Genomic DNA, 19,810 nt, shown 5'->3' on the forward strand with positions numbered 1-19,810 from the left:
TATAAGTGAACATTGACTAAAGAGAAAACTATGATTCAGTATAAAGGAGCACTGGTGTTAGGAACAATAATTGGAGCTGGTGTAGCAGTATTATTTGCGCCTGAAAAAGGTAGCATTACAAGGGAAAATTTAAAAAAAGAAGGTTTGAAAGTTAAAGATCAATTGGTTGATGATTTTAATGAAGTTAAGGAAGATTTATCTAAAGCAACTGCCTCAGGCAAAGAAAAACTTAAGGAAGATTTAAAAGACCTTGCCTCAAAAACAAGTTTTCAAACCGAAAAGGCAATAACTTTTTTAGAAAAACAATTGGCAATACTTAAGGAGAAAAATAAAACGTTTCAACAAACGTCTTAGTAACCTTCAAAAATAGTAGATTTAATATCAGGCCATTCGTTTTTTAGAAGGCCATAGCAACAAGTATTTCGTCGAAAGCCATCTTGCATTATTGTGTTTTTCCGTAATACTCCTTCCAGAGTACCACCAATTTTTTCAACAGCTCGTCTTGATTTTAGGTTGCGTTCATCAATTCTAAATTCAACTTTTTCAAAATTCATGTTTTCAAATGCATATTGAAGCATTAAGAATTTCATATTCTTGTTCAATCCAGTGCCTTGAAATCTTTTCCCTATCCAGGTCCAACCAATGTGGAGAACTTTGTTAGTATAGTCAATTAAACCAAATCTGGTTGAGCCTGCAAATTCACCATTCAATTTATCGAAGACTAAAAATGGAATAATTGTGTTTTCATAATAACCCTTAACTGCAACTTTAACATATTCTCTAAGTTTTTCTGGAGTAGAAATATCTGATGGTGAGTAGTAAATGAGTTTATCTTCCTTAGCTATTTCTGTGAGATTCGAATAATTGCTTAAATCCAATAAGCTCAATTTTACTCTGTCATTTTCTAATACTGGTATGTTCATATAATACTTCTAATAAAGTCTACATTAACTACATGCTTGCCTTCAAAAGGTATAATTTTTAATTTATTACCAAACAACTCTTTGGCTAATTTAGTTTCCTCAATAATTCGATTTTCGTTTAAATATTCATCTTGTGTACCATAAACTAGAAACACTTCTGTGTCATTATTCATATACTTAAAATCTTTATTGACGAGTTCCTTCGGTATACCACCTGAGTGAATAATTAATTTATTACACTGAAATTTTCTCTGTGAAATATACCTTAACGCAACACTTACTCCTTGGGAATAGCCTAAGACAATAAAATTTATATTTGTTGGTAACCGTTCATTATCCAAAATTGCATCAAAATATTTAATTAGATTTTCCATGCCAGATTCAGTATTATCACGAGTTAACCAATTCGCACCAACGTGCATTTTTGGTTGCTGGTAGTACTTACTTGGTGCTTGAGGTGCAATTATATAATTCTTGTCAGAATCTAATGACTTAAAGTATTTTAGAAAATATCTACTTAAGTAACCCATACCATGACACACAAACCATACATTTTCTGTATTTTCATTAATATTATTAAGTGTTGAATAAGAGTTACTTGAAATGTAACTTATTTCTTTTTCGGTCGAATTCATTATTCTCAGTATCTTTGCAATCGACTTTAAAAATAACGTTTTTCTATGCAACTTTCTAAAGAAGAATTTCTAATAAAAGCCAATACAATTTGTAAAAATACTCTAATGGAGACATTAGAAATTGAGATGGTAGATTTTGGCGATGATTACCTCATTGCTCGCATGCCTGTAAATGAAAGGGTGCACCAACCAGATGGCGTTTTACATGGAGGTGCAACGGCAGCATTAGCTGAAAGTGTTGGAAGTTTTGCATCTCATTTATTTATAGATACTGAAAAGTTGTTTGTTAGAGGATTAGAAATCACAGCAAATCATTTAAAAAGCGTTAAAGATGGTTTTGTTTATGCAAAAGCAACTTTCTTGCACAAAGGAAGAACAACTCAGCTACTAGATATCAGAATAACTGATGATGCCGATAATTTAATCTCTATTTGTAGGTTATCTACAATTTCTCTTCCCAAATCTCTATAAAATTGAATAGCATTTCATTTTTTTCTACCTTAGAAAATCACTACGATCAAAAATTACCTTTTGTAGTTTATAGCAGACCAATAAATTCTGTGATAAAATGTTGGTTGCAAAAAGATAAAGAATTGCACACAACAGATAATTATAGTGAAAGTGGATTTGTATTTGCACCATTTGATAGTACTGAGAAAAGTATATTATTACCAGAAAAGGACTGCACTCAACATATATTGGAGGTTGATTCTGAATTGAAGTTCAATTTTGTGACTAATTCAAATTTAGAAACACCATTAGTTGTTGATAAGAAAAGCCATATAGATTTATTAAAAAAGGGTGTTTCGCAAATAAAGGATGGGAAATTAGACAAAGTAGTATTGTCTAGAAAAGAGGAGCATGAAGTTGGAGACATGAGTCCATTAGACTTGTTTAAACAATTATATTCAAGATATAAAAATGCAATGGTTTATTGTTGGTACCATCCAATGGTAGGTTTATGGTTAGGTGCGACTCCAGAATTGTTGTTCAAGGTAGAAGGCAGACAATTAACCACTATTTCATTAGCTGGTACACAAACTATAAACAATCTTAACCAAATCAAATGGACCAATAAAGAACTGGAAGAACAGAAAATCGTTACGGATTATATAACTAATCAGATCCAAGATTATACGTCGAATATTAATGTTTCTGAAACTGAAACTGTTAGAGCAGGTGATTTACTTCATTTAAAAACAAGGATTAAAAGCAGCATAAATAAAGACACAAGATTAAACGATATAATCCGTGCACTTCATCCTACACCTGCGGTTTGTGGATTTCCTAAAGAGGCTTCAAAAGCATTTATTACCCAAAATGAAAATTATAAAAGAGCGTATTACACAGGATTTTTAGGAGAACTCAATTTGAAGCAAATCCAAAACAGAAATTCAAATCGAAGAAATGTTGAAAACAATGCTTATTCCAGTATTAAAAATATTTCAAATTTTTATGTCAATTTGCGTTGTATGCAAATTAAACAAGGTAAAGCCTTAATTTATGTTGGTGGAGGAATTACTAAAGATTCAGAACCAGAAAAGGAATGGGATGAGACGGTAAACAAAACCAAAACTATCGTTAACGTTTTAAAGTAAAACAAGGAGAATCCTTATCTTTGTGCGTTGATGAAATATTCTAAAATTCCCTTATCACAAACTGTAGTTGCTTTATGCGAAGCGCAGAATATTCAGCATGTTGTTATTTCTCCTGGTAGTAGAAATGCACCTTTAACAATCGGATTTACAAATAATAAATTTTTTAAATGCTACAGTATTGTAGATGAACGTTGTGCGGCATTTTTTGCTTTAGGTATTGCGCAGCAGTTAAACAATCCTGTTGCACTAGTTTGTACATCGGGAAGTGCCCTTTTAAACTATTACCCAGCAATATCAGAAGCATATTACAGCAATATTCCTTTGGTGGTTTTATCTGCTGACAGACCAAAACATCTTATCGATATTGGTGATGGGCAAACCATTAAACAAAAAAATGTATTTGGAGATCATGTGGTTTATAGCACTAATTTGAAGTTAGACCTTGATGAAGAATCGGTAAATAAGAATGAAGAAGAATTACCAATTTTCAAAAGTATTGAAAACCAATTAGAGCGATTTTTAGGGCTTCAAAAAGACATTCAGTCATATAACGAATTGGAAATAATAAATGCTTTAAATATGGCTAGATTAAATTCTAGGCCTATACATATCAATATCCCTTTTAATGAACCGCTATATGAAACCATTGAGCATCCCAGCATAACTGTTAAAGATTATGAAGTATTAAATAGAAATGAAGATTTTAATGATGACGACATAAAGGCTTGCGAGGATATATGGAATGGTGCTGACAAAAAGATGATTTTAGTTGGTGTTCTTCCTCCTAACTCAATTGAGGAAGATATATTAAATCAAATTGCTGACGATAGGAGTTTAATTGTCTTTACTGAAACCACCTCAAATCTCAATAATCCTGATTTTTTCCCAGGAATTGACAAAATAATTGCTCCCATAGATGATTCTGGTTTTAAAGAGCTTCAACCAGATTTATTAATAACACTTGGAGGTCTGATCATATCAAAAAAAATCAAAGCGTTTCTCAGAAAATACAAACCAAAACACCATTGGTATATTGGGTTAAACAATGCAAATGATACTTTCTTTAGTTTGAGTATGCATTTAAGAATCGCTCCGAATAGATTTTTTGCAGACTTTTTACCAAAAGTTAGCATTGATAAAAAAAGCAATTATAAATCAAAGTGGATTGATGTAAGGCAAAAACGACGCAAATTGCATGATTCTTACTTAAAGGAAATTCAATTTTCAGATTTTGTGGTTTTTGACAAAATACTTTCAACATTACCTCTTAATAGCTTACTACATGTAGGTAACAGTTCTGCGATAAGATACACACAACTATTTCAGTTAAGAAAGGATATAAGCGTATTCTGTAACCGAGGGACTAGTGGTATTGATGGCAGTACGAGTACAGCAATTGGAGCTTCTGTTATATCAGATAAACGCACAACTTTTATAACAGGTGATCTTAGTTTCTTTTATGACAGTAATGCTCTTTGGAACAATTATATTCCAAACAACTTCAGGATTATTGTAATTAATAATGGAGGAGGAGGTATATTTAGAATATTACCTGGACATAAAAACACTGATAATTTTGACACATTTTTTGAAACCAAGCATAACTTAAACGCAAAGCATTTATGTAAAATGTTTGGATTTGAATATCAATCGGCAAATGATTCTGAGAAGTTAGATTCATGCTTAGATACTTTTTATAATCCATCGGCCCAACCTAAACTACTTGAAATTTTTACTCCCTCTAGATTAAATGATGAAATACTTCTCAATTACTTCGATTATATTAAATAATGACGAGAATCATTTACTTCAGAAATGTGACTTATCCATTTTTTAAGTGTCTAAAAATTAGTTATCTTTAATAAGAAAAAAAAATAATCTAAAACATTAAAAAAATGAGTAAAAGAGATGAATTAATCGCAAAATATGCGGCAGATTTAAAAGACAAGTGTGGTGTTAAACCAGATATGGATTTGTTAACCAAAGTAACAATTGGTTTAGGCCCTTCAATTTATAATGCAGATTCATCTACTGTTTCTGGTTCTGATGACAAAGAATTAGCCACGGTAAAGAATAACTTTTTAATTAAAAAATTAGGATTAAAGGCTAGTGCTGATTTAGATGGAGCAATAGACTCAGTAATTGAAAAGTACGGTCGTTCTAATAGAAACAAGTATAGAGCAGTAATCTATTATTTATTAGTTAAACACTTTAAAAAAGAGTCAGTTTACTAAGATCTAATTACAAACAATTTAAAAGCGCTTTGATATATTATCATAGCGCTTTTTGTTATTAATATCAATACCTTTGCAAAATGATGCAATTAGGAGAATACAATACATTAGAGATTTTAAGAGATACAGATCCTGGTTTGTTTTTAGGTGATGAAGAAGGTAATGAGGTTTTATTACCAAACCGATATGTGCCTGAGGAGTTTAATATTGGAGATAAAATTGAGGTTTTTGTTTATTTAGATAACGAAGAAAGACCAGTAGCCACAACTGACAAACCATATATTGCCAAGGGGGATTTTTCACTTTTAAGATGCAATCAGGTAACAAAATATGGTGCTTTTTTAGATTGGGGATTAGTTAAGGAATTATTCTGTCCTTTTAAGGAACAAGCATTTAAGATGAAGGCAGGTGGATGGTATTTAGTGCATTGTTACTTAGATGAAGAAACAGAAAGACTTGTAGCTTCTAGTAAGACCAATAGATTTCTTGATAATAAGGAGTTGACGGTTTCAAAATTTGACGAAGTTGATTTAATTGTATCTCATCCATCCGAAATTGGAATGAATGTAATTGTCAATAAGAAACATCTTGGATTGGTTTTCAAAGATGATATTTTCAAAGACATTAGCGTAGGAGATAGATTGAAGGGTATTGTTAAGAAAGTTAGACAAGACAATAAATTAGATATTCTTTTAAGTCAGATAGGGTATAGAAATATAGAGCCTAATGCAGAAATTATACTTAAGGAATTAAGCGATAATAGTGGATTTATTCCATTACACGATAAGTCCGATCCTGATGATATTAAACATCAGCTTCAAATGAGTAAAAAGAGTTTTAAGAAAGCTATAGGAGCTCTTTATAAAGAGCGTTTAATTACCATTGAATCAAATGGTATAAGACTAGTTCAAAATTAGAAAGCTTTAAAAATTTAATTAGATTCTCAATTATTAATTGATCAGAAATCATTGTTATTAATTCCTTATTTTTGCAGTTAAATTCCTGAAAAGAATGAACCAAATAGATTGGAAAATTGTTAAAACCTATGAAGATATTACATATCAAAAATGTAATGGTGTAGCAAGGATAGCTTTTAATAGACCTAACGTAAGAAATGCATTTCGCCCTAAAACAACATCAGAATTATATGATGCGTTTTACGATGCAAATGAAGATACTAGTATAGGTGTTGTATTATTAAGTGCAGAAGGACCTTCAACAAAAGACGGGATTTGGAGTTTTTGTTCAGGTGGAGATCAAAAAGCAAGAGGTCACCAAGGATATGTTGGTGATGATGGTTATCATCGCTTAAATATTCTTGAAGTGCAACGATTAATTCGTTTTATGCCAAAAGCAGTAATTGCCGTTGTTCCTGGTTGGGCTGTAGGTGGAGGACATAGTCTACACGTGGTTTGTGATTTAACATTGGCTAGTAAGGAGCATGCAATTTTTAAACAAACAGATGCTGATGTTACCAGTTTTGATGGTGGCTATGGTTCAGCATATTTGGCAAAAATGGTTGGGCAGAAAAAGGCTCGTGAAATTTTCTTTTTAGGAAGAAACTATTCAGCACAGGAGGCTTATGAAATGGGTATGGTTAATGCAGTAATTCCTCATGAAGAATTAGAGCCAACAGCGTACCAATGGGCCCAAGAGATTTTAGCTAAATCTCCAACCTCAATTAAAATGTTGAAGTTTGCAATGAACTTAACAGATGATGGTATGGTTGGACAACAAGTGTTTGCTGGTGAAGCAACGCGCTTGGCATATATGACAGATGAAGCAAAAGAAGGCAGAGATGCTTTTTTAGAAAAAAGGAAACCTAACTTTCCTAAAAAATGGATTCCGTAATCTAAAAGCTTTTGAATGAAAAAAATTAAACCGTGGCTATCAGCCATGCGCTTAAGAACATTACCATTATCCGTTTCGGGTATTATTTTAGGAACCTGCTTTGCCTATTTTAATGGGCATTTTAGTTGGTGGGTTTTAGTACTAGCTATTCTAACAACCATGAGTCTTCAGATACTTTCAAATTTGGCTAATGATTACGGTGATGGTGTTAAAGGAACAGATAATGATGAACGGGTTGGGCCAGAAAGAGCAATTCAAAGTGGAGCTATAACTCCAGATCAAATGCTCGATGCTATAAAGTTTAATATTGTTGTGGTAATTATTTTAACATTCGCGCTAATTTGGGCCGCCTTTGGTCCAAATGAGTTCTTATTATTGCTTTTGTTCGTAACTCTCGGAGCAATGTCCGTTTATGCTGCGCTCAATTATACCATGGGAGATTCTCCTTATGGTTATAAAGCGTTAGGTGATGTATTTGTCTTTATTTTTTTTGGATTAATAAGTACTTTAGGAAGTTACTTGTTATACACTAAATCAATTGATAATGTTGCAATTTTACCAGCAATTGCCTTAGGATTTTTGAGTGTTGGTGTATTAAATCTAAACAATATGCGTGATATTCAGTCTGATGCAAATTCAGGTAAAATAACACTTGCGGTAAAACTCGGTTTAAAAAAGGCTAAATCATACCATAATTTATTGATTTTAGGAGCGATGTTGCTATCCATTGTTTTTTCAATACTTTATTATGTTGAGCCCTACAATTTCTTATATCTCCTTTCATTTATACCTTTTGTCATTCACTTAATAAAAATTAATAAAGCAAAGGATCCGAGTGACTTTGACAGTCAATTAAAGGTACTTGCGTTATCAACTTTTCTCTTTTCAATATTATTAGGGATTGGATATATTTTGTATTAAATTTATTCTGGAGATTATTCTATAAAATAATTAATTATGAAAGTAACTTTTTACGGACATGCCTGTTTAGGCATTCAAATTAAGGACATAAATATACTAGTCGATCCTTTTATTTCAGGAAATGAAAAAGCGTCACATATTGATATAGATACATTAAAGGCAGATTACATTTTGGTAACACATGCACACCAAGATCATACATTAGATGTAGAAGCTATTGCGAAGCGTACTGGTGCTGTTATTGTTTCTAATTATGAAATTGTAGTTCATTATCAAAACTTAGGATTAAATGGTCATCCTATGAATCATGGTGGTTCTTGGGAGTTTGATTTTGGTAAAGTAAAGTATGTAAATGCAATACATACTTCTTCATTTCCGGATGGAAAATACGGAGGCCAACCAGGAGGTTTTATTATTGAAGGAGATAAAACAATTTACATAGCTGGAGATACGGCATTGACTTACGATATGCGACTAATAAGAAAACAATTTGATTTAGATTTAGCCGTATTACCTATTGGTGATAATTTTACAATGGGAGTTGACGATGCCATACAAGCTGCTAGATACGTTGATTGTGATAAAATACTAGGTTATCATTACGATACTTTTGGATATATTGAAATTGATAAACCTAGAGCAAAGGCAAAATTCGATTCTAAATTAAAGAAATTGTACTTATTGGAAATCGGTGAAAGTTTAGACGTTTAGAAATAACTACCGTACTTGACTTTTCATTACCATTTTGTGCAGTAACTTTGGGAAAAACCTCTTGAGGTATATTCCCTTGGTTTCACCTTTACCTATATAGGCTTCAAACTTTTCTTTCTTAATTGCTTTAATCATCCGTTTTACAAAAACATTTGGTGAAAGCCCTTGTTCTGTTGCTTCGTCTTGTTGTTTTTGTGTTGATCCGTCTCCAGTTAAAGCATTTCGTGCAATATTGGTGTTCACAAATCCAGGGCATATCATTGTTACTTTAATATTATCCTTTTGATGCTCCATTCTTAAGGCATCAAAAAAACCATGCAAGGCATGTTTAGCACCACAATAAGCAGATCTATATGGTGAGCTAAATTTTCCCATTAAACTCGTCACAGTTACAAAATGACCTGATTCATTTAGTATAAAATGAGGCAATAAGGCTTTTGTTAATGCAACCGTTCCTAAATAATCAATTTCCATTAGTTTTTTATCTACCGAAATGTCAGTGTCTATTATTAGAGAACGTTGACTTATGCCACCATTATTGATTAAAATGTCAATTTTACTGAAGTAATTAATTGCCTCTTTACATATTTCTTGCATGTTCTGATAATCCGCTAAATCAAATGGCAATACTTCTATATTATGGTTATTTGAACATTCCTTCTTAACTTCATTCAATACATCACCACGTCTAGCTGAAAGAATTAATTTGCAATTGTTCTTAGAGAGTTCAAGAGCAAGTGCTTTGCCAATTCCGCTTGATGCACCTGTAATCCATATTACTTTATCTTTAAATGTCATTGTTTAGAATTAGTTTCTAGCCACTCTTCTCTAAGTTCATCGCTTATTTTACCAGTACCATCATGCTTCCATCCAGGTGGTTTGATGAGATATTGCAACCTATCCTTTATGGATTTATTACCACTAAATACATCTTTAAACATGTATACCCATTCAATAAAGGCAATTTTTATTGGGTTGAAGGTATTTATGTTTTTAACCAACCCATAATTTACTCTTTCACTTTCTAATTCTGGTTGAAATGTACCGAACAATTTATCCCAAATTATCAAAATGCCTGCATGATTTCTATCTAGATAAATAGGGTTGCTTCCATGATGAACTCTATGATGAGATGGTGTATTAAATATAGCCTCAAACCATTTTGGCATTTTATTTATTGCCTCTGTGTGAATCCAAAATTGATACAATAAACTTATTGACATTTGAAGCATTATCATGGCAGGATGAAACCCTATTAAGGGTAACCACAACCAAAATATAAAAGTGTAAAATCCACCACTCCAGGTTTGTCTCAGTGCAGTACTTAGATTGTAGTGTTTAGAAGAATGATGTACTACGTGCGATGCCCAGAATAACCTACACTCATGCGAAATTCTGTGAAACCAATAATAGGCAAAATCATCAGCAAAAAACAACAATACAAATGACCACCAAACAATAGGTATTTCTAATAATCTAAAACTATCATAAACCCAGAAGAATACTAAAAGTACAAGTGCTTTACTGCCAAATCCCAAAAACACATTACCCAAACCCATAGCAATAGAAGAAAAAGCGTCTTTTGGTTCATAGGTCTTTATACCCATTTTAATGGTAACATAGAATTCTAGCAACATTGCTAAAATAAAGAATGGTATGGCGTATAGTATTATGTTAGGAAAATCTGGCATTTTTTTATTTAGAAACGTGAGTTGCGTATTTTTGTATTTCAAAAATAACCCATTTTATATGAAGTTAAAATTACTTGTATTCATTTTAATTGCCAATGTATTTGGTCTATCTGCACAAGTTGATGAATCTCAGACTGGTGCATGGTATATGTATTTTTATAGCCATAAATTTAATAATAGTGAATTTGGCATTCAAGGTGACTTTCAATATCGAGATTGGCAAGGTCTTGGGGATAAAGAACAGTTATTGCTCAGATCTGGTTTTACCTACACGCCCAAGAACGTAGGCGTTACTTTTACCTTGGGATATGGAAATATTACAACAGGGCAATATGGTAATAGTGATGAAACTTCAGCTGAAAGTAGAATTTATCAAGAGGCTTTAATTCCACAAAAACTTGGAAATCGCGTTTATCTAACACATCGTTTTAGGTTTGAACAACGATTTGTTGAGGATCAAGATTTTAGGACAAGATATAGGTATAATCTTTTTTTAAATGTCCCTTTAAATAAAAGTGATTTGTCACCAAAGGCATTTTATATCGCGCTTTACAATGAACTCTTCATCAATGGGCAGACTGATATAGGTGATTCTAGAACGGTTGAATTATTTGATAGAAACCGTACCTATCTTGGGATGGGATATGTATTGAATCCAAAAATAAGGTTTCAATTTGGATGGATGAATCAGAAGACTGTGAATTGGGGCAAAGGTCAGATTCAATTAAGTATGCATCATAATTTTTAGGTCAATGCATGCTAACTATTTCAAGTATATTTTAAATTTCAAAAAGCCAAGTGGTACCTCTCGAGGAATCATGAATACTAAAGAAACTTGGTTTATCAAACTTGAAGATAATGGTAAAATTGGAATAGGTGAGTGTGGTATTTTAAGAGGATTATCAATTGACGATAGACCTGATTACGAAGAAAAGCTGAAATGGGCTTGTGAAAATATCCATTTAGGGTTAGAGGTATTGATTACGGAGTTAGAGGAATATCCAAGTATCCAATTTGGTTTAGAAATAGCCTTTATTTCATTGAGTAGTAGCAATGAGTTTATATTATTTCCGTCTGCCTTCACGAAGGGTTTAGATTCCATTCCTATTAATGGACTAGTTTGGATGGGAAGTGAGGATTTTATGCGCAGTCAGATTTCAGAAAAAATAGATTCTGGTTTTAACTGTATTAAGTTGAAAATTGGAGCAATTGACTTTCAAACCGAACTTAATATTCTTAAATCTATTCGTAAGGAATTTTCAGAATCTGATATTGAGCTTCGGGTCGATGCAAACGGAGCTTTCTCAACACGTGAGGCTCTGGAAAAACTGAAAAAACTATCAGACTATAAGATTCATTCAATTGAACAACCTATAAAACCAGGTCAATATGATGAAATGGCTAGTTTATGTGATGTTACACCAATTCCTATTGCCCTTGATGAAGAATTAATTGGTGTTTTCAACCGAGATAGAAAAAAAGTTGTACTTCAAGATATTAAACCTCAATACATCATATTAAAACCTAGTTTAATTGGCGGATTTAAAGGAAGTAGTGAGTGGATAGATTTGGCTAAGGAGAATGACATTAATTGGTGGGTAACAAGTGCATTAGAAAGTAATATTGGATTAAATGCTATCGCTCAGTGGACTTACACTTTAGAGAATAAAATGCCTCAGGGATTAGGTACTGGTGGCCTATTTACAAATAATTTTGTTTCGCCATTAACGGTAAAAAATGGTACTTTGCGTTATAATATTAATCAAGATTGGAATTTTAATTTATGAATATGGACTATATACAACAGGCGTTTAAGGGATTACATGATGGATGGCGATATTTTGTAGGAACTATAATTGTAATAGCATTTGTAATTATTGGTCAAATACCATTTACTGTAGCAGCGATTGTTGAAGCAAGTAACCAAGGCATGTCGTTTTTTGAATTAGACGAAACTACATTAATGACAATTTTAGAGCCAAACCTAAATCTATTCTTAATGCTACTGTCTTTCGCTTTTGGTTTATTAGGACTTCTTTTAGTTAATAAATATCTCCATAAAATGAGTCTTACCCAACTAACCACAGCAAGGGAAAAGATTGATTGGAAGCGTTTTTGGACTATATTTTTTGGATGGGGAATTATATCATCAGGATTTGTTCTAATGGACTATTTTATGGCACCTGACGATTATGTTTTGAATTTTAATCTACCAAAGTTTTTAATTCTTTGCGTAATAGCAATAATTATGGTACCTCTCCAAACAAGCTGTGAGGAATATTTGTTTAGAGGGTATTTAATGCAGGGATTAGGTGTTGTAACAAAGAATAGATGGTTTCCATTATTATTTACTTCATTAGTTTTTGGATTATTACATATAGCTAATCCTGAGGTTGATAAGTTGGGTTACATCATTATGATATACTATATAGGTACAGGTTTATTTTTAGGGATTGTTACCTTAATGGATGAAGGGTTGGAGCTAGCTCTTGGATTTCATGCGGCAAACAACTTGTTTACGGCTTTGCTAGTTACGGCAGATTGGACGGCATTTAAAACATATTCTATTTTTAAAGACATGTCAGATCCTACTGAGGCTACATTTGTAGATATTATTGTGCCTGTATTTGTTATTTTCCCAATACTACTCATTATCTTGTCTAAAATGTATGGATGGAGTAATTGGAGGGAAAGATTATTAGGTAAGGTTACAGAACCGCCAAAAGAAGACTATAAAATCATTGAATAGAATATATGACACCAAAATATAATAAAATACATAACCGATTTAAGCTAAACGGACTTCATTTTAGTTATGAAGACCTAAAAGAAGTTGCTTACAGCTTAATAAAAGAGGGTGAACCATACGAAAAGGTAACCGGAAATTTTTTGATTGATTGGCTAAATCAAGATGATTTTTTATATGTTAATACGTCAGGTTCGACGGGTCAACCAAAGGCCATAAAATTAAAAAAACAGGCAATGGTAAATTCCGCCATTGCAACAGGAGATTATTTTGGTTTAGAGCCTGGAGATACTGCTTTGGATTGTTTGCCGAGTCATTATATTGCTGGTAAAATGATGTTGGTTAGGGCTATGATATTAGGCCTTGAGATTGATTGTGTTGAACCTAGTGCACATCCTATTTTCGACTATGAAAAAAAATACGATTTCTGTGCAATGATTCCATTGCAATTAAAGCACACTATTAATTACACACATAACATTAAGACCATTATAGTTGGTGGTTCCATGATTACCAAACCCTTGTTAGAACAGATAAAGCATAGTAGTTCCAAGTTTTATGAAACTTATGGAATGACAGAAACTGTAACTCATGTTGCCGTTCGTAGATTAGAGTCAACATCTGGAACAGGTGAGGAGTTTTTTAATGCACTACCTAATATTTCATTTAATAAGGACGAGCGGAATTGTCTAGTTATCAATGCTTCAAAATTAGTAGAAGAAGTGTTAGTAACTAATGATATAGTGGATTTAAAGTCAGATACTAGCTTTAAACTATTAGGCAGATTTGACAATGTTATAATTTCAGGTGGTGTTAAACTTTTTCCGGAGCAAATAGAGAAAAAACTTCAGCCAGTAATTGATGAACGATTTATCCTAGCTGGAGAAGACGACGGCACTTTAGGTGAAAAATTAGTACTCATCATTGAAAATCCAAGGGACTCTAAAGATTCTATTGCCAATAGAATTAAGCATCTTAAAGATCTCACAAAGTTTGAAATTCCTAAGGAAATCTATGTAACGGATAAGTTTGTTGAAACGGTTAATGGGAAAATACAGCGTAATAAAACCATAAAAATGGTTTTGGGCAGTTAACTCAATCAGATTCATAGTTTACTCATTCTATCTTTTAATTTCTGGTATTGGCTTATAGTTTTATGTAAACTTTAAATGCCAATCAGATGAAAACATTATTCCATTTTATTATTGTATTAACGATATTTAGTACAAGTTTTGCACAACAACAGAATATTGAAACAAAATCAGTCGTTATTGAAAATCTAATCAGTTTCATGGTTGATGAATATTCAATTAGTTCTGATTCAATACCAAAACGTAATATTACTTTCCTTATTGAAACCTATGCTGATAGATTTAATGCAGAAGATGGCGTAATGATTAAGCAAGCATTTAAGATTATGTCTAATCGATTAACAGAAGAAGATCATGTAAGTATTGTAACGTATTCGAAACTTGGCGGTGTTGTTCTTAATCATTGTAATGCAAAAAACACCAAGAAATTACTTTATGGTGTAGAAAACTACAGTTCAAGTATTAATTATGTTGAAGATGATGGAACCGAAGTAGCCTATAGGATTGCTAAAGAAAATTTCACAGAGGAAACAGAAAATTCTGTAGTTATGGTTAGAATCCCTAATACACCAAAAACAAAATCTTTACAAAATAAAGCAACTAAGGTAACAGATGACAACTCTACCAATAAAAGTAAAAATAACAATGCAGTAGTATTGACTGCAATTGCCTTGTTGCCTGAGATTATTAAGATTATTAAGGACTAATTTCTAAAAACAAAAAACCCGATACTTCTGTATCGGGTTTGCGTTATAATTTAATTTTAGATTAATTTTCAGCAGAAAGATTTTTCATTTCTTGTTCTATCATTTCATAGAACTGATCAATTTTTGGTAATACAACAATTCGTGTACGTCTGTTTTTTGCTCTGTTTTCAGCTGTATCATTTTCTACTAATGGTACATGATAACTGCGACCTGCCGCGATTAGTTGTTGAGGATTAACCTTAAGTTCTTCCAAAACTCTAACAACCGAAGTTGCACGCTTAACACTCAAATCCCAATTATCTAATAATGGAGGCTTGCTGTAAGATTTGTTATCTGTATGTGATTCTACCATTGCTTCAAAATCAGGTTTGCTATTAATAACTTTAGCAACTTTACCTAATACTTCTTTAGCTCTATCCGTTACGTTGTAACTACCGCTTTTGAATAAAAGCTTATCAGCAATAGAAATAAACACAACACCTTTTTCAACATTTACTTCAATATCAGGATCGTTTATTCCTACTTCTTTCTTTAAACTTGATACTATTGCAAGTGTTACACTATCTTTTTTAGTCAAGGCATCTTGTAAACGAGAAATTTTTAAATCTTTTTCTTTTAAACTTTCAAGAGATTTTTCAAGATTTTCCGCACCTTTTTGTGTTAACGTGGTTAAATTTCCTTTGGTATCAATTAAATCTTGATTTGCTTTACGTAAATCAGATAACTGATCTTTCATTGTTTCAACTCTTGCATTTGCTGCCGCTGCATCAGAAAGACATTTATTTAATTTTACCGTTGCAGAATTCAATAAATCTTGTGTTTCCTTCTGTTTCTCCTCAAGTGCTAAGTATTCCTTTTTAGACACACAAGATGCTAATAGCACCATTGAAAAAATACTTAATAACATTAGTTTTTTCATAATCAGTATTATGTTTAAATTGATAATTTTAACTACCCAAAATTATAGAAAAGAAAACAGGGAACTGCACGGATTAACAAATTTTTTAACAGTTTTATAAACAATTAAAAAGTTTTCTTTTTTTCGATAAAATAAGACCATACAATTGAATTTTTCTTAAAATAATCTGGTCGTTTTGATAATATTCTTCTTTCTTTTAAAATCCGACTTAAGCTAAGGTAAAATGCAAAGTGTGCCTTTAATACTGCAATAAAAAATAATGGTTTAAGCTGAAATAGGAATCTAATAGCCGCCAATCCATCAAGAAACATCCTTGTAAATATTCTACCTAATAGTTTGCTGTCTGTGTTTTTTGCTAGTGTGAAAAGGCTGTTTCTAAAATTGAGAAATGTTTTTTTAGGATTGGTGTTTTTTAAGGTTGCACCACCAACATGATAAACACTAGAATCTCCTACATATTTGGCAATATGTCCATTATTAAATGAACGCCAGCACAAATCTATTTCCTCCATATGGGCAAAATAGGATTCGTCAAAACCATTTAAGGATTTAAAAACATCATTCTTAATGAAGAAACACGCACCAGAAGCCCAAAAAATATCACAATTATCATTGTATTGGCCTTTATCTTGTTCAATGGTGTCAAATATTCTGCCACGGCAAAAAGGAAAACCATATTTATCTATAAAACCACCAGCAGCACCAGCGTATTCAAAGTAATCCCTTTTATTGTAGTCTAATATTTTAGGTTGAATTATGGCAATATTATTATCTGAATTAAATTCCTCATTTATCGAAACCAACCAATTCTCAGAAACTTCAATATCACTATTAAGTAGACATAGTATAGGCTCATCAACATATTTTAATGCATCATTATACCCTTTGGCATATCCACCATTTGTTTGATTCTGAATTATTTGAATGCTAGGAAAATGCTCCTTAACAAACTCTACTGAATCATCTGATGAGGCATTATCTGCAACATAGATCTTAGATCCATTTGAATAGTTCACTACCTGAGGAAGGAAACGCTCAAGAAGGTCTTTACCATTCCAGTTAAGTATAATTATCGCTATGTCCTTTAATTCGTATTTCACTATTCTTTGTAACTCGGGATATCTTTTAAAAATGTATATCGTTCTCCAACAAGGTCCATTTGGCAATAATAATGATTTAAACCATTTGTTACCATTAGATAGGACGCATTCAATGCTAAATTGTATCGGGCTATCTGATCAAAAGTAGATTGAGAAATGTCAATAGAAGGCGATTTGCATTCTACTATTAAATGTATGCTACCATCAGAATTAAAAATTACAATGTCGTATCGTTTTTTTAAGCCATTAATGACTAATTCTTTCTCAACATTAATCAAAGATTTCGGGTATTTTTTGGTATTTATCAAATAATGAATACAATGTTGTCTTACCCATTCTTCTGGTTGAAGAATGATGAATTTTTTCCTAATAACATCAAAAATAGAAACTTTATTTTCTTTACTTTTGAGACGGTATTCAAACTTTGGAAAGTTAAGATCTTGCACCTAACAAAATTATAATTTTAAAAATATTTTAAGTTAAATTTCTGTTGAAATTTTAACTAATAAATAATACAGAATCAGCAATTGAACGAGGTTAAACAATTAGTATCTGAGATTAAAAATGGAAATCTTAAACCCATCTATTTTTTAATGGGTGAGGAGCCTTATTATATTGATAAGATTTCAGAATTTATTGAGAACAATATCTTAGATGAAGCTGAGAAAGGTTTTAATCAAATGGTGCTGTATGGAAGGGATGTGACTATTGATGATATTATAAGTAATTCAAAGAGATTTCCGATGATGGCAGATTACCAGGTAGTAATCGTTAAGGAGGCACAAGATTTGAGTAGAACAATTGAAAAATTAGCAAGTTATGCTGAAAACCCTCAACCAACGACTATTCTGGTAATTAACTACAAATACAAAAAATTAGACAAGCGCAAATCACTATATAAAGCCTTAAATAAAACAGGTATTGTTTTTGAAAGCAAAAAACTATACGAAAATCAAGTTTCTGATTGGATTAGAAGAATATTGGCAGGACAGAATTATAATATTTCACCCAAGGCATCACAAATGCTAGTTGAGTTTTTAGGAACAGATTTAAGTAAAATTGACAATGAACTCAATAAACTGAAAATTGTATTGCCTAAGGGAACTCAAATAACACCAGAGCATATTGAAGAAAATATTGGAATCAGTAAAGACTTCAATAATTTTGAGTTGCGCAAAGCTGTTGGAGATAAAGATATAGTGAAGGCGCATCGTATAGCCAAGTATTTTGCGGATAACCCAAAGGATAACCCAATGGTTGTTACCATTTCGTTGTTATTTAGCTTTTTTTCCCAGTTATTGCACTTACATGGAATGAATGATAAATCTCCACGAAGTGTCGCATCAGCCTTGAGAATTAATCCATATTTTGTTAATGAATATCTAACAGCTGCACGTAATTATCCGATGAAAAAAGTGAGCGCGGTTATTGCTTTATTGAGAGATTTTGATGTAAAAGGGAAGGGGGTTGGCGCTAATGCAGTACCTCAAGGCGATTTGCTAAAAGAACTGTTGGTTAGGATTTTAAACTAATCAATTAATAATTGTTTAGTTAAATACCCATTATTTGAATCCTTTATTTTAATTAGATAAACACCTTTAGATAATTCTGAAATATTAATTCTTGACTCCGTTGTTGTTTTTATAAGTTTACCGGTTAGGGTGTAAATTTCTGTTGTGCAATCCTCCTTATTTATAATTAATTCTGTTTTAGCAGGATTAGGGTAAAAACTTATTTGATTTTCATTAAGCTGAGGATCTGATAACGTAGATATATTGAAGCTATATAAACCGTTTAAATCACTTGATGCTTTTTCAGCACTAATGTAGTATTCATCTGTACTATAGAATGTAATTCCTTCAGTTTGCTGGGAGTAATTTGTTGGTATAGCAATAGCTGTTTTTAATAAAATTCCGTTTGAGAAAATTCCACTATTAAAATCGCTTAATTGCAATAAAAATGAACCAAGACCATCATAACCACAGAGCATTACATCTCCGTTGATACTATTATATGAAGACCCTGTAATCAATCCCTGAGAATCTATTGAATCTACTAATGTGGCAGAATGTGCCCCAGGACTTTTTGATAATTCATATACATTGGTTTTTGCATCAATCCAGTTTTTTGTAAAAATATAGAGTTTGTTATTAAAATGGATTAAAGCCTCTGCATCAAAATTAGTTGCAAAAGGGCTTGGTGTGAAGTCTACTTGATCGCTATAACTATAATTAATAATTTCTGCAACAACACTTGTGTTATTAACGTAATCAGAGCGCAATACACGGTAAATTTTTAAATCTGTTCTAGAACCTATATTGTTTCCAATATCAGCAATATAAATATACGAATCATCATAAGCTAGATCTTCCCAATCTACATTTGTAGCATTCGATATTGTAACTGTTCTTGTAATTGAACCATCAGTAGTATTAATGTCAAATAGTTGATTTGAATTACCAGAATCGTTGTGCGTAATTACAGTGTTATTGAGATAAAGTAATCCTGAAGTCTCTTCAAGTGTGGCATCTAAGCCAGTTACCAAAGTATAAGTTTGGGCGGTTAGAATTAAAAAACAAGAAAAGTAGCTAAGTAATGTAAATACAATTTTCATGTGCTTTCAGGATTAGTTGCAGATAAATGTAATTATTCTAATTCATTGAAGAAAGAAGATTTTTGAAGA

Annotated in this window: 23 protein-coding genes; 15 read left to right on the forward strand and 8 right to left on the reverse strand. The window is 32.0% G+C overall.

Annotation, left to right across the window (positions count from 1 at the left end; all coding sequences use genetic code 11):
- The first annotated feature begins 30 nt into the window (after positions 1 to 30).
- Positions 31 to 354: a YtxH domain-containing protein gene (locus LBV24_RS06520; protein ID WP_224477793.1), complete on the forward strand. Its 324-nt coding sequence runs from the start codon at positions 31 to 33 to the stop codon at positions 352 to 354.
- Here the strand turns inward: LBV24_RS06520 and LBV24_RS06525 are convergent.
- Together LBV24_RS06525 and LBV24_RS06530 are read right to left on the reverse strand one after the other, a co-directional pair.
- A complete protein-coding gene (locus tag LBV24_RS06525) occupies positions 351 to 923 on the reverse strand; it encodes a GNAT family N-acetyltransferase (protein WP_224477794.1) in 573 nt (190 codons plus the stop codon). The two genes, LBV24_RS06520 and LBV24_RS06525, sit on opposite strands and share 4 nt — an antisense overlap.
- Positions 920 to 1,558 (reverse strand): alpha/beta hydrolase, encoded by a 639-nt coding sequence (locus LBV24_RS06530; protein ID WP_224477795.1) that lies wholly within the window; start codon positions 1,556 to 1,558, stop codon positions 920 to 922. The genes LBV24_RS06525 and LBV24_RS06530 overlap by 4 nt, the downstream gene beginning before the upstream one ends.
- Before the next feature lie 45 nt (positions 1,559 to 1,603).
- On the opposite strand from LBV24_RS06530, the gene LBV24_RS06535 reads away from it, so the two are divergent.
- The 8 genes from LBV24_RS06535 (at position 1,604) to LBV24_RS06570 (ending at position 8,873) form a co-directional block, all read left to right on the forward strand.
- A complete protein-coding gene (locus LBV24_RS06535) occupies positions 1,604 to 2,029 on the forward strand; it encodes a PaaI family thioesterase (RefSeq protein WP_224477796.1) in 426 nt (141 codons plus the stop codon).
- 104 nt (positions 2,030 to 2,133) lie between these two features.
- Positions 2,134 to 3,156: a chorismate-binding protein gene (locus LBV24_RS06540; protein ID WP_224477797.1), complete on the forward strand. Its 1,023-nt coding sequence runs from the start codon at positions 2,134 to 2,136 to the stop codon at positions 3,154 to 3,156.
- Positions 3,157 to 3,186: 30 nt separating this feature from the next.
- Positions 3,187 to 4,947 (forward strand): 2-succinyl-5-enolpyruvyl-6-hydroxy-3-cyclohexene-1-carboxylic-acid synthase, encoded by a 1,761-nt coding sequence (menD, locus tag LBV24_RS06545; protein ID WP_224477798.1) that lies wholly within the window; start codon positions 3,187 to 3,189, stop codon positions 4,945 to 4,947.
- A gap of 104 nt (positions 4,948 to 5,051) precedes the next feature.
- Entirely contained in the window at positions 5,052 to 5,390 is a 339-nt protein-coding gene (locus tag LBV24_RS06550) for a DUF2853 family protein (RefSeq protein WP_224477799.1), read from the forward strand.
- Between the two features lie 80 nt (positions 5,391 to 5,470).
- On the forward strand, positions 5,471 to 6,307 hold the full coding sequence (locus tag LBV24_RS06555) for a CvfB family protein (protein ID WP_224477800.1): 837 nt from the start codon (positions 5,471 to 5,473) through the stop codon (positions 6,305 to 6,307).
- 94 nt (positions 6,308 to 6,401) lie between these two features.
- Positions 6,402 to 7,241: a 1,4-dihydroxy-2-naphthoyl-CoA synthase gene (locus LBV24_RS06560; protein ID WP_224477801.1), complete on the forward strand. Its 840-nt coding sequence runs from the start codon at positions 6,402 to 6,404 to the stop codon at positions 7,239 to 7,241.
- 15 nt (positions 7,242 to 7,256) lie between these two features.
- Positions 7,257 to 8,162, forward strand: a complete 906-nt coding sequence (gene menA / locus LBV24_RS06565; RefSeq protein ID WP_224477802.1) for a 1,4-dihydroxy-2-naphthoate octaprenyltransferase — start codon at positions 7,257 to 7,259, stop codon at positions 8,160 to 8,162.
- A 36-nt stretch (positions 8,163 to 8,198) separates the two neighbouring features.
- A complete protein-coding gene (locus tag LBV24_RS06570; RefSeq protein ID WP_224477803.1) occupies positions 8,199 to 8,873 on the forward strand; it encodes a metal-dependent hydrolase in 675 nt (224 codons plus the stop codon).
- A 6-nt stretch (positions 8,874 to 8,879) separates the two neighbouring features.
- Here LBV24_RS06570 and LBV24_RS06575 read toward each other — a convergent pair whose 3' ends face one another.
- The gene (locus tag LBV24_RS06575; RefSeq protein WP_224477804.1) at positions 8,880 to 9,671 is read right to left on the reverse strand and encodes an SDR family oxidoreductase; all 792 of its coding nucleotides are present in this window, start codon (positions 9,669 to 9,671) and stop codon (positions 8,880 to 8,882) included.
- Complete coding sequence (locus LBV24_RS06580; protein WP_224477805.1) at positions 9,668 to 10,606, reverse strand: sterol desaturase family protein; 939 nt, start codon at positions 10,604 to 10,606, stop codon at positions 9,668 to 9,670. Before LBV24_RS06580 ends, LBV24_RS06575 begins: the two co-directional genes overlap by 4 nt.
- A gap of 16 nt (positions 10,607 to 10,622) precedes the next feature.
- Between LBV24_RS06580 and LBV24_RS06585 the strand changes: the two genes are divergently transcribed.
- The 5 genes from LBV24_RS06585 to LBV24_RS06605 all read left to right on the forward strand — a co-directional run bounded on the left by LBV24_RS06585 (position 10,623) and on the right by LBV24_RS06605 (position 15,108).
- Positions 10,623 to 11,312 (forward strand): DUF2490 domain-containing protein, encoded by a 690-nt coding sequence (locus LBV24_RS06585; RefSeq protein ID WP_224477806.1) that lies wholly within the window; start codon positions 10,623 to 10,625, stop codon positions 11,310 to 11,312.
- Between the two features lie 4 nt (positions 11,313 to 11,316).
- Positions 11,317 to 12,351, forward strand: a complete 1,035-nt coding sequence (locus tag LBV24_RS06590) for an o-succinylbenzoate synthase (protein WP_224477807.1) — start codon at positions 11,317 to 11,319, stop codon at positions 12,349 to 12,351.
- A 2-nt stretch (positions 12,352 to 12,353) separates the two neighbouring features.
- The gene (locus LBV24_RS06595; protein WP_224477808.1) at positions 12,354 to 13,313 is read left to right on the forward strand and encodes a CPBP family intramembrane glutamic endopeptidase; all 960 of its coding nucleotides are present in this window, start codon (positions 12,354 to 12,356) and stop codon (positions 13,311 to 13,313) included.
- Positions 13,314 to 13,318: 5 nt separating this feature from the next.
- On the forward strand, positions 13,319 to 14,404 hold the full coding sequence (locus tag LBV24_RS06600) for an AMP-binding protein (protein WP_224477809.1): 1,086 nt from the start codon (positions 13,319 to 13,321) through the stop codon (positions 14,402 to 14,404).
- An 86-nt stretch (positions 14,405 to 14,490) separates the two neighbouring features.
- A complete protein-coding gene (locus LBV24_RS06605; RefSeq protein ID WP_224477810.1) occupies positions 14,491 to 15,108 on the forward strand; it encodes a vWA domain-containing protein in 618 nt (205 codons plus the stop codon).
- 61 nt (positions 15,109 to 15,169) lie between these two features.
- Here the strand turns inward: LBV24_RS06605 and LBV24_RS06610 are convergent, their stop codons facing one another.
- The 3 genes from LBV24_RS06610 to LBV24_RS06620 all read right to left on the reverse strand — a co-directional run bounded on the left by LBV24_RS06610 (position 15,170) and on the right by LBV24_RS06620 (position 17,573).
- A complete protein-coding gene (locus tag LBV24_RS06610) occupies positions 15,170 to 16,027 on the reverse strand; it encodes an OmpA/MotB family protein (protein ID WP_224477811.1) in 858 nt (285 codons plus the stop codon).
- A gap of 104 nt (positions 16,028 to 16,131) precedes the next feature.
- Positions 16,132 to 17,127, reverse strand: a complete 996-nt coding sequence (locus tag LBV24_RS06615; protein ID WP_224477812.1) for a glycosyltransferase family 2 protein — start codon at positions 17,125 to 17,127, stop codon at positions 16,132 to 16,134.
- Entirely contained in the window at positions 17,127 to 17,573 is a 447-nt protein-coding gene (locus tag LBV24_RS06620; RefSeq protein ID WP_224477813.1) for a type I restriction enzyme HsdR N-terminal domain-containing protein, read from the reverse strand. The genes LBV24_RS06615 and LBV24_RS06620 overlap by 1 nt, the downstream gene beginning before the upstream one ends.
- An 81-nt stretch (positions 17,574 to 17,654) precedes the next feature.
- Here LBV24_RS06620 and holA point away from each other — a divergent pair, with 81 nt between their 5' ends.
- Positions 17,655 to 18,659: a DNA polymerase III subunit delta gene (gene holA / locus LBV24_RS06625; protein WP_224477814.1), complete on the forward strand. Its 1,005-nt coding sequence runs from the start codon at positions 17,655 to 17,657 to the stop codon at positions 18,657 to 18,659.
- On the opposite strand, the gene LBV24_RS06630 is transcribed toward holA, so the two are convergent.
- Positions 18,656 to 19,741: a T9SS type A sorting domain-containing protein gene (locus LBV24_RS06630; protein WP_224477815.1), complete on the reverse strand. Its 1,086-nt coding sequence runs from the start codon at positions 19,739 to 19,741 to the stop codon at positions 18,656 to 18,658. The two genes, holA and LBV24_RS06630, sit on opposite strands and share 4 nt — an antisense overlap.
- Between the last annotated feature and the right edge of the window lie 69 nt (positions 19,742 to 19,810).

Source organism: Winogradskyella vincentii (assembly GCF_020166345.1).
GTDB classification, from domain to species: Bacteria; Bacteroidota; Bacteroidia; order Flavobacteriales; family Flavobacteriaceae; genus Winogradskyella; species Winogradskyella vincentii.

Bases quoted from the DNA above. Each gene is read 5' to 3' on its own strand.
- LBV24_RS06560 (WP_224477801.1), top strand. From the start codon at position 6,402: ATGAACCAAATAGATTGGAAAATTGTTAAAACCTATGAAGATATTACA.
- menA (WP_224477802.1), top strand. From the start codon at position 7,257: ATGAAAAAAATTAAACCGTGGCTATCAGCCATGCGCTTAAGAACATTA.
- LBV24_RS06585 (WP_224477806.1), top strand. From the start codon at position 10,623: ATGAAGTTAAAATTACTTGTATTCATTTTAATTGCCAATGTATTTGGT.
- LBV24_RS06555 (WP_224477800.1), top strand. From the start codon at position 5,471: ATGATGCAATTAGGAGAATACAATACATTAGAGATTTTAAGAGATACA.
- LBV24_RS06595 (WP_224477808.1), top strand. From the start codon at position 12,354: ATGGACTATATACAACAGGCGTTTAAGGGATTACATGATGGATGGCGA.
- menD (WP_224477798.1), top strand. From the start codon at position 3,187: ATGAAATATTCTAAAATTCCCTTATCACAAACTGTAGTTGCTTTATGC.
- LBV24_RS06520 (WP_224477793.1), top strand. From the start codon at position 31: ATGATTCAGTATAAAGGAGCACTGGTGTTAGGAACAATAATTGGAGCT.
- LBV24_RS06570 (WP_224477803.1), top strand. From the start codon at position 8,199: ATGAAAGTAACTTTTTACGGACATGCCTGTTTAGGCATTCAAATTAAG.
- LBV24_RS06610 (WP_224477811.1), bottom strand. From the start codon at position 16,027: ATGAAAAAACTAATGTTATTAAGTATTTTTTCAATGGTGCTATTAGCA.
- LBV24_RS06530 (WP_224477795.1), bottom strand. From the start codon at position 1,558: ATGAATTCGACCGAAAAAGAAATAAGTTACATTTCAAGTAACTCTTAT.
- LBV24_RS06630 (WP_224477815.1), bottom strand. From the start codon at position 19,741: ATGAAAATTGTATTTACATTACTTAGCTACTTTTCTTGTTTTTTAATT.
- LBV24_RS06525 (WP_224477794.1), bottom strand. From the start codon at position 923: ATGAACATACCAGTATTAGAAAATGACAGAGTAAAATTGAGCTTATTG.
- LBV24_RS06550 (WP_224477799.1), top strand. From the start codon at position 5,052: ATGAGTAAAAGAGATGAATTAATCGCAAAATATGCGGCAGATTTAAAA.
- LBV24_RS06600 (WP_224477809.1), top strand. From the start codon at position 13,319: ATGACACCAAAATATAATAAAATACATAACCGATTTAAGCTAAACGGA.
- LBV24_RS06535 (WP_224477796.1), top strand. From the start codon at position 1,604: ATGCAACTTTCTAAAGAAGAATTTCTAATAAAAGCCAATACAATTTGT.
- LBV24_RS06590 (WP_224477807.1), top strand. From the start codon at position 11,317: ATGCATGCTAACTATTTCAAGTATATTTTAAATTTCAAAAAGCCAAGT.
- LBV24_RS06575 (WP_224477804.1), bottom strand. From the start codon at position 9,671: ATGACATTTAAAGATAAAGTAATATGGATTACAGGTGCATCAAGCGGA.
- LBV24_RS06605 (WP_224477810.1), top strand. From the start codon at position 14,491: ATGAAAACATTATTCCATTTTATTATTGTATTAACGATATTTAGTACA.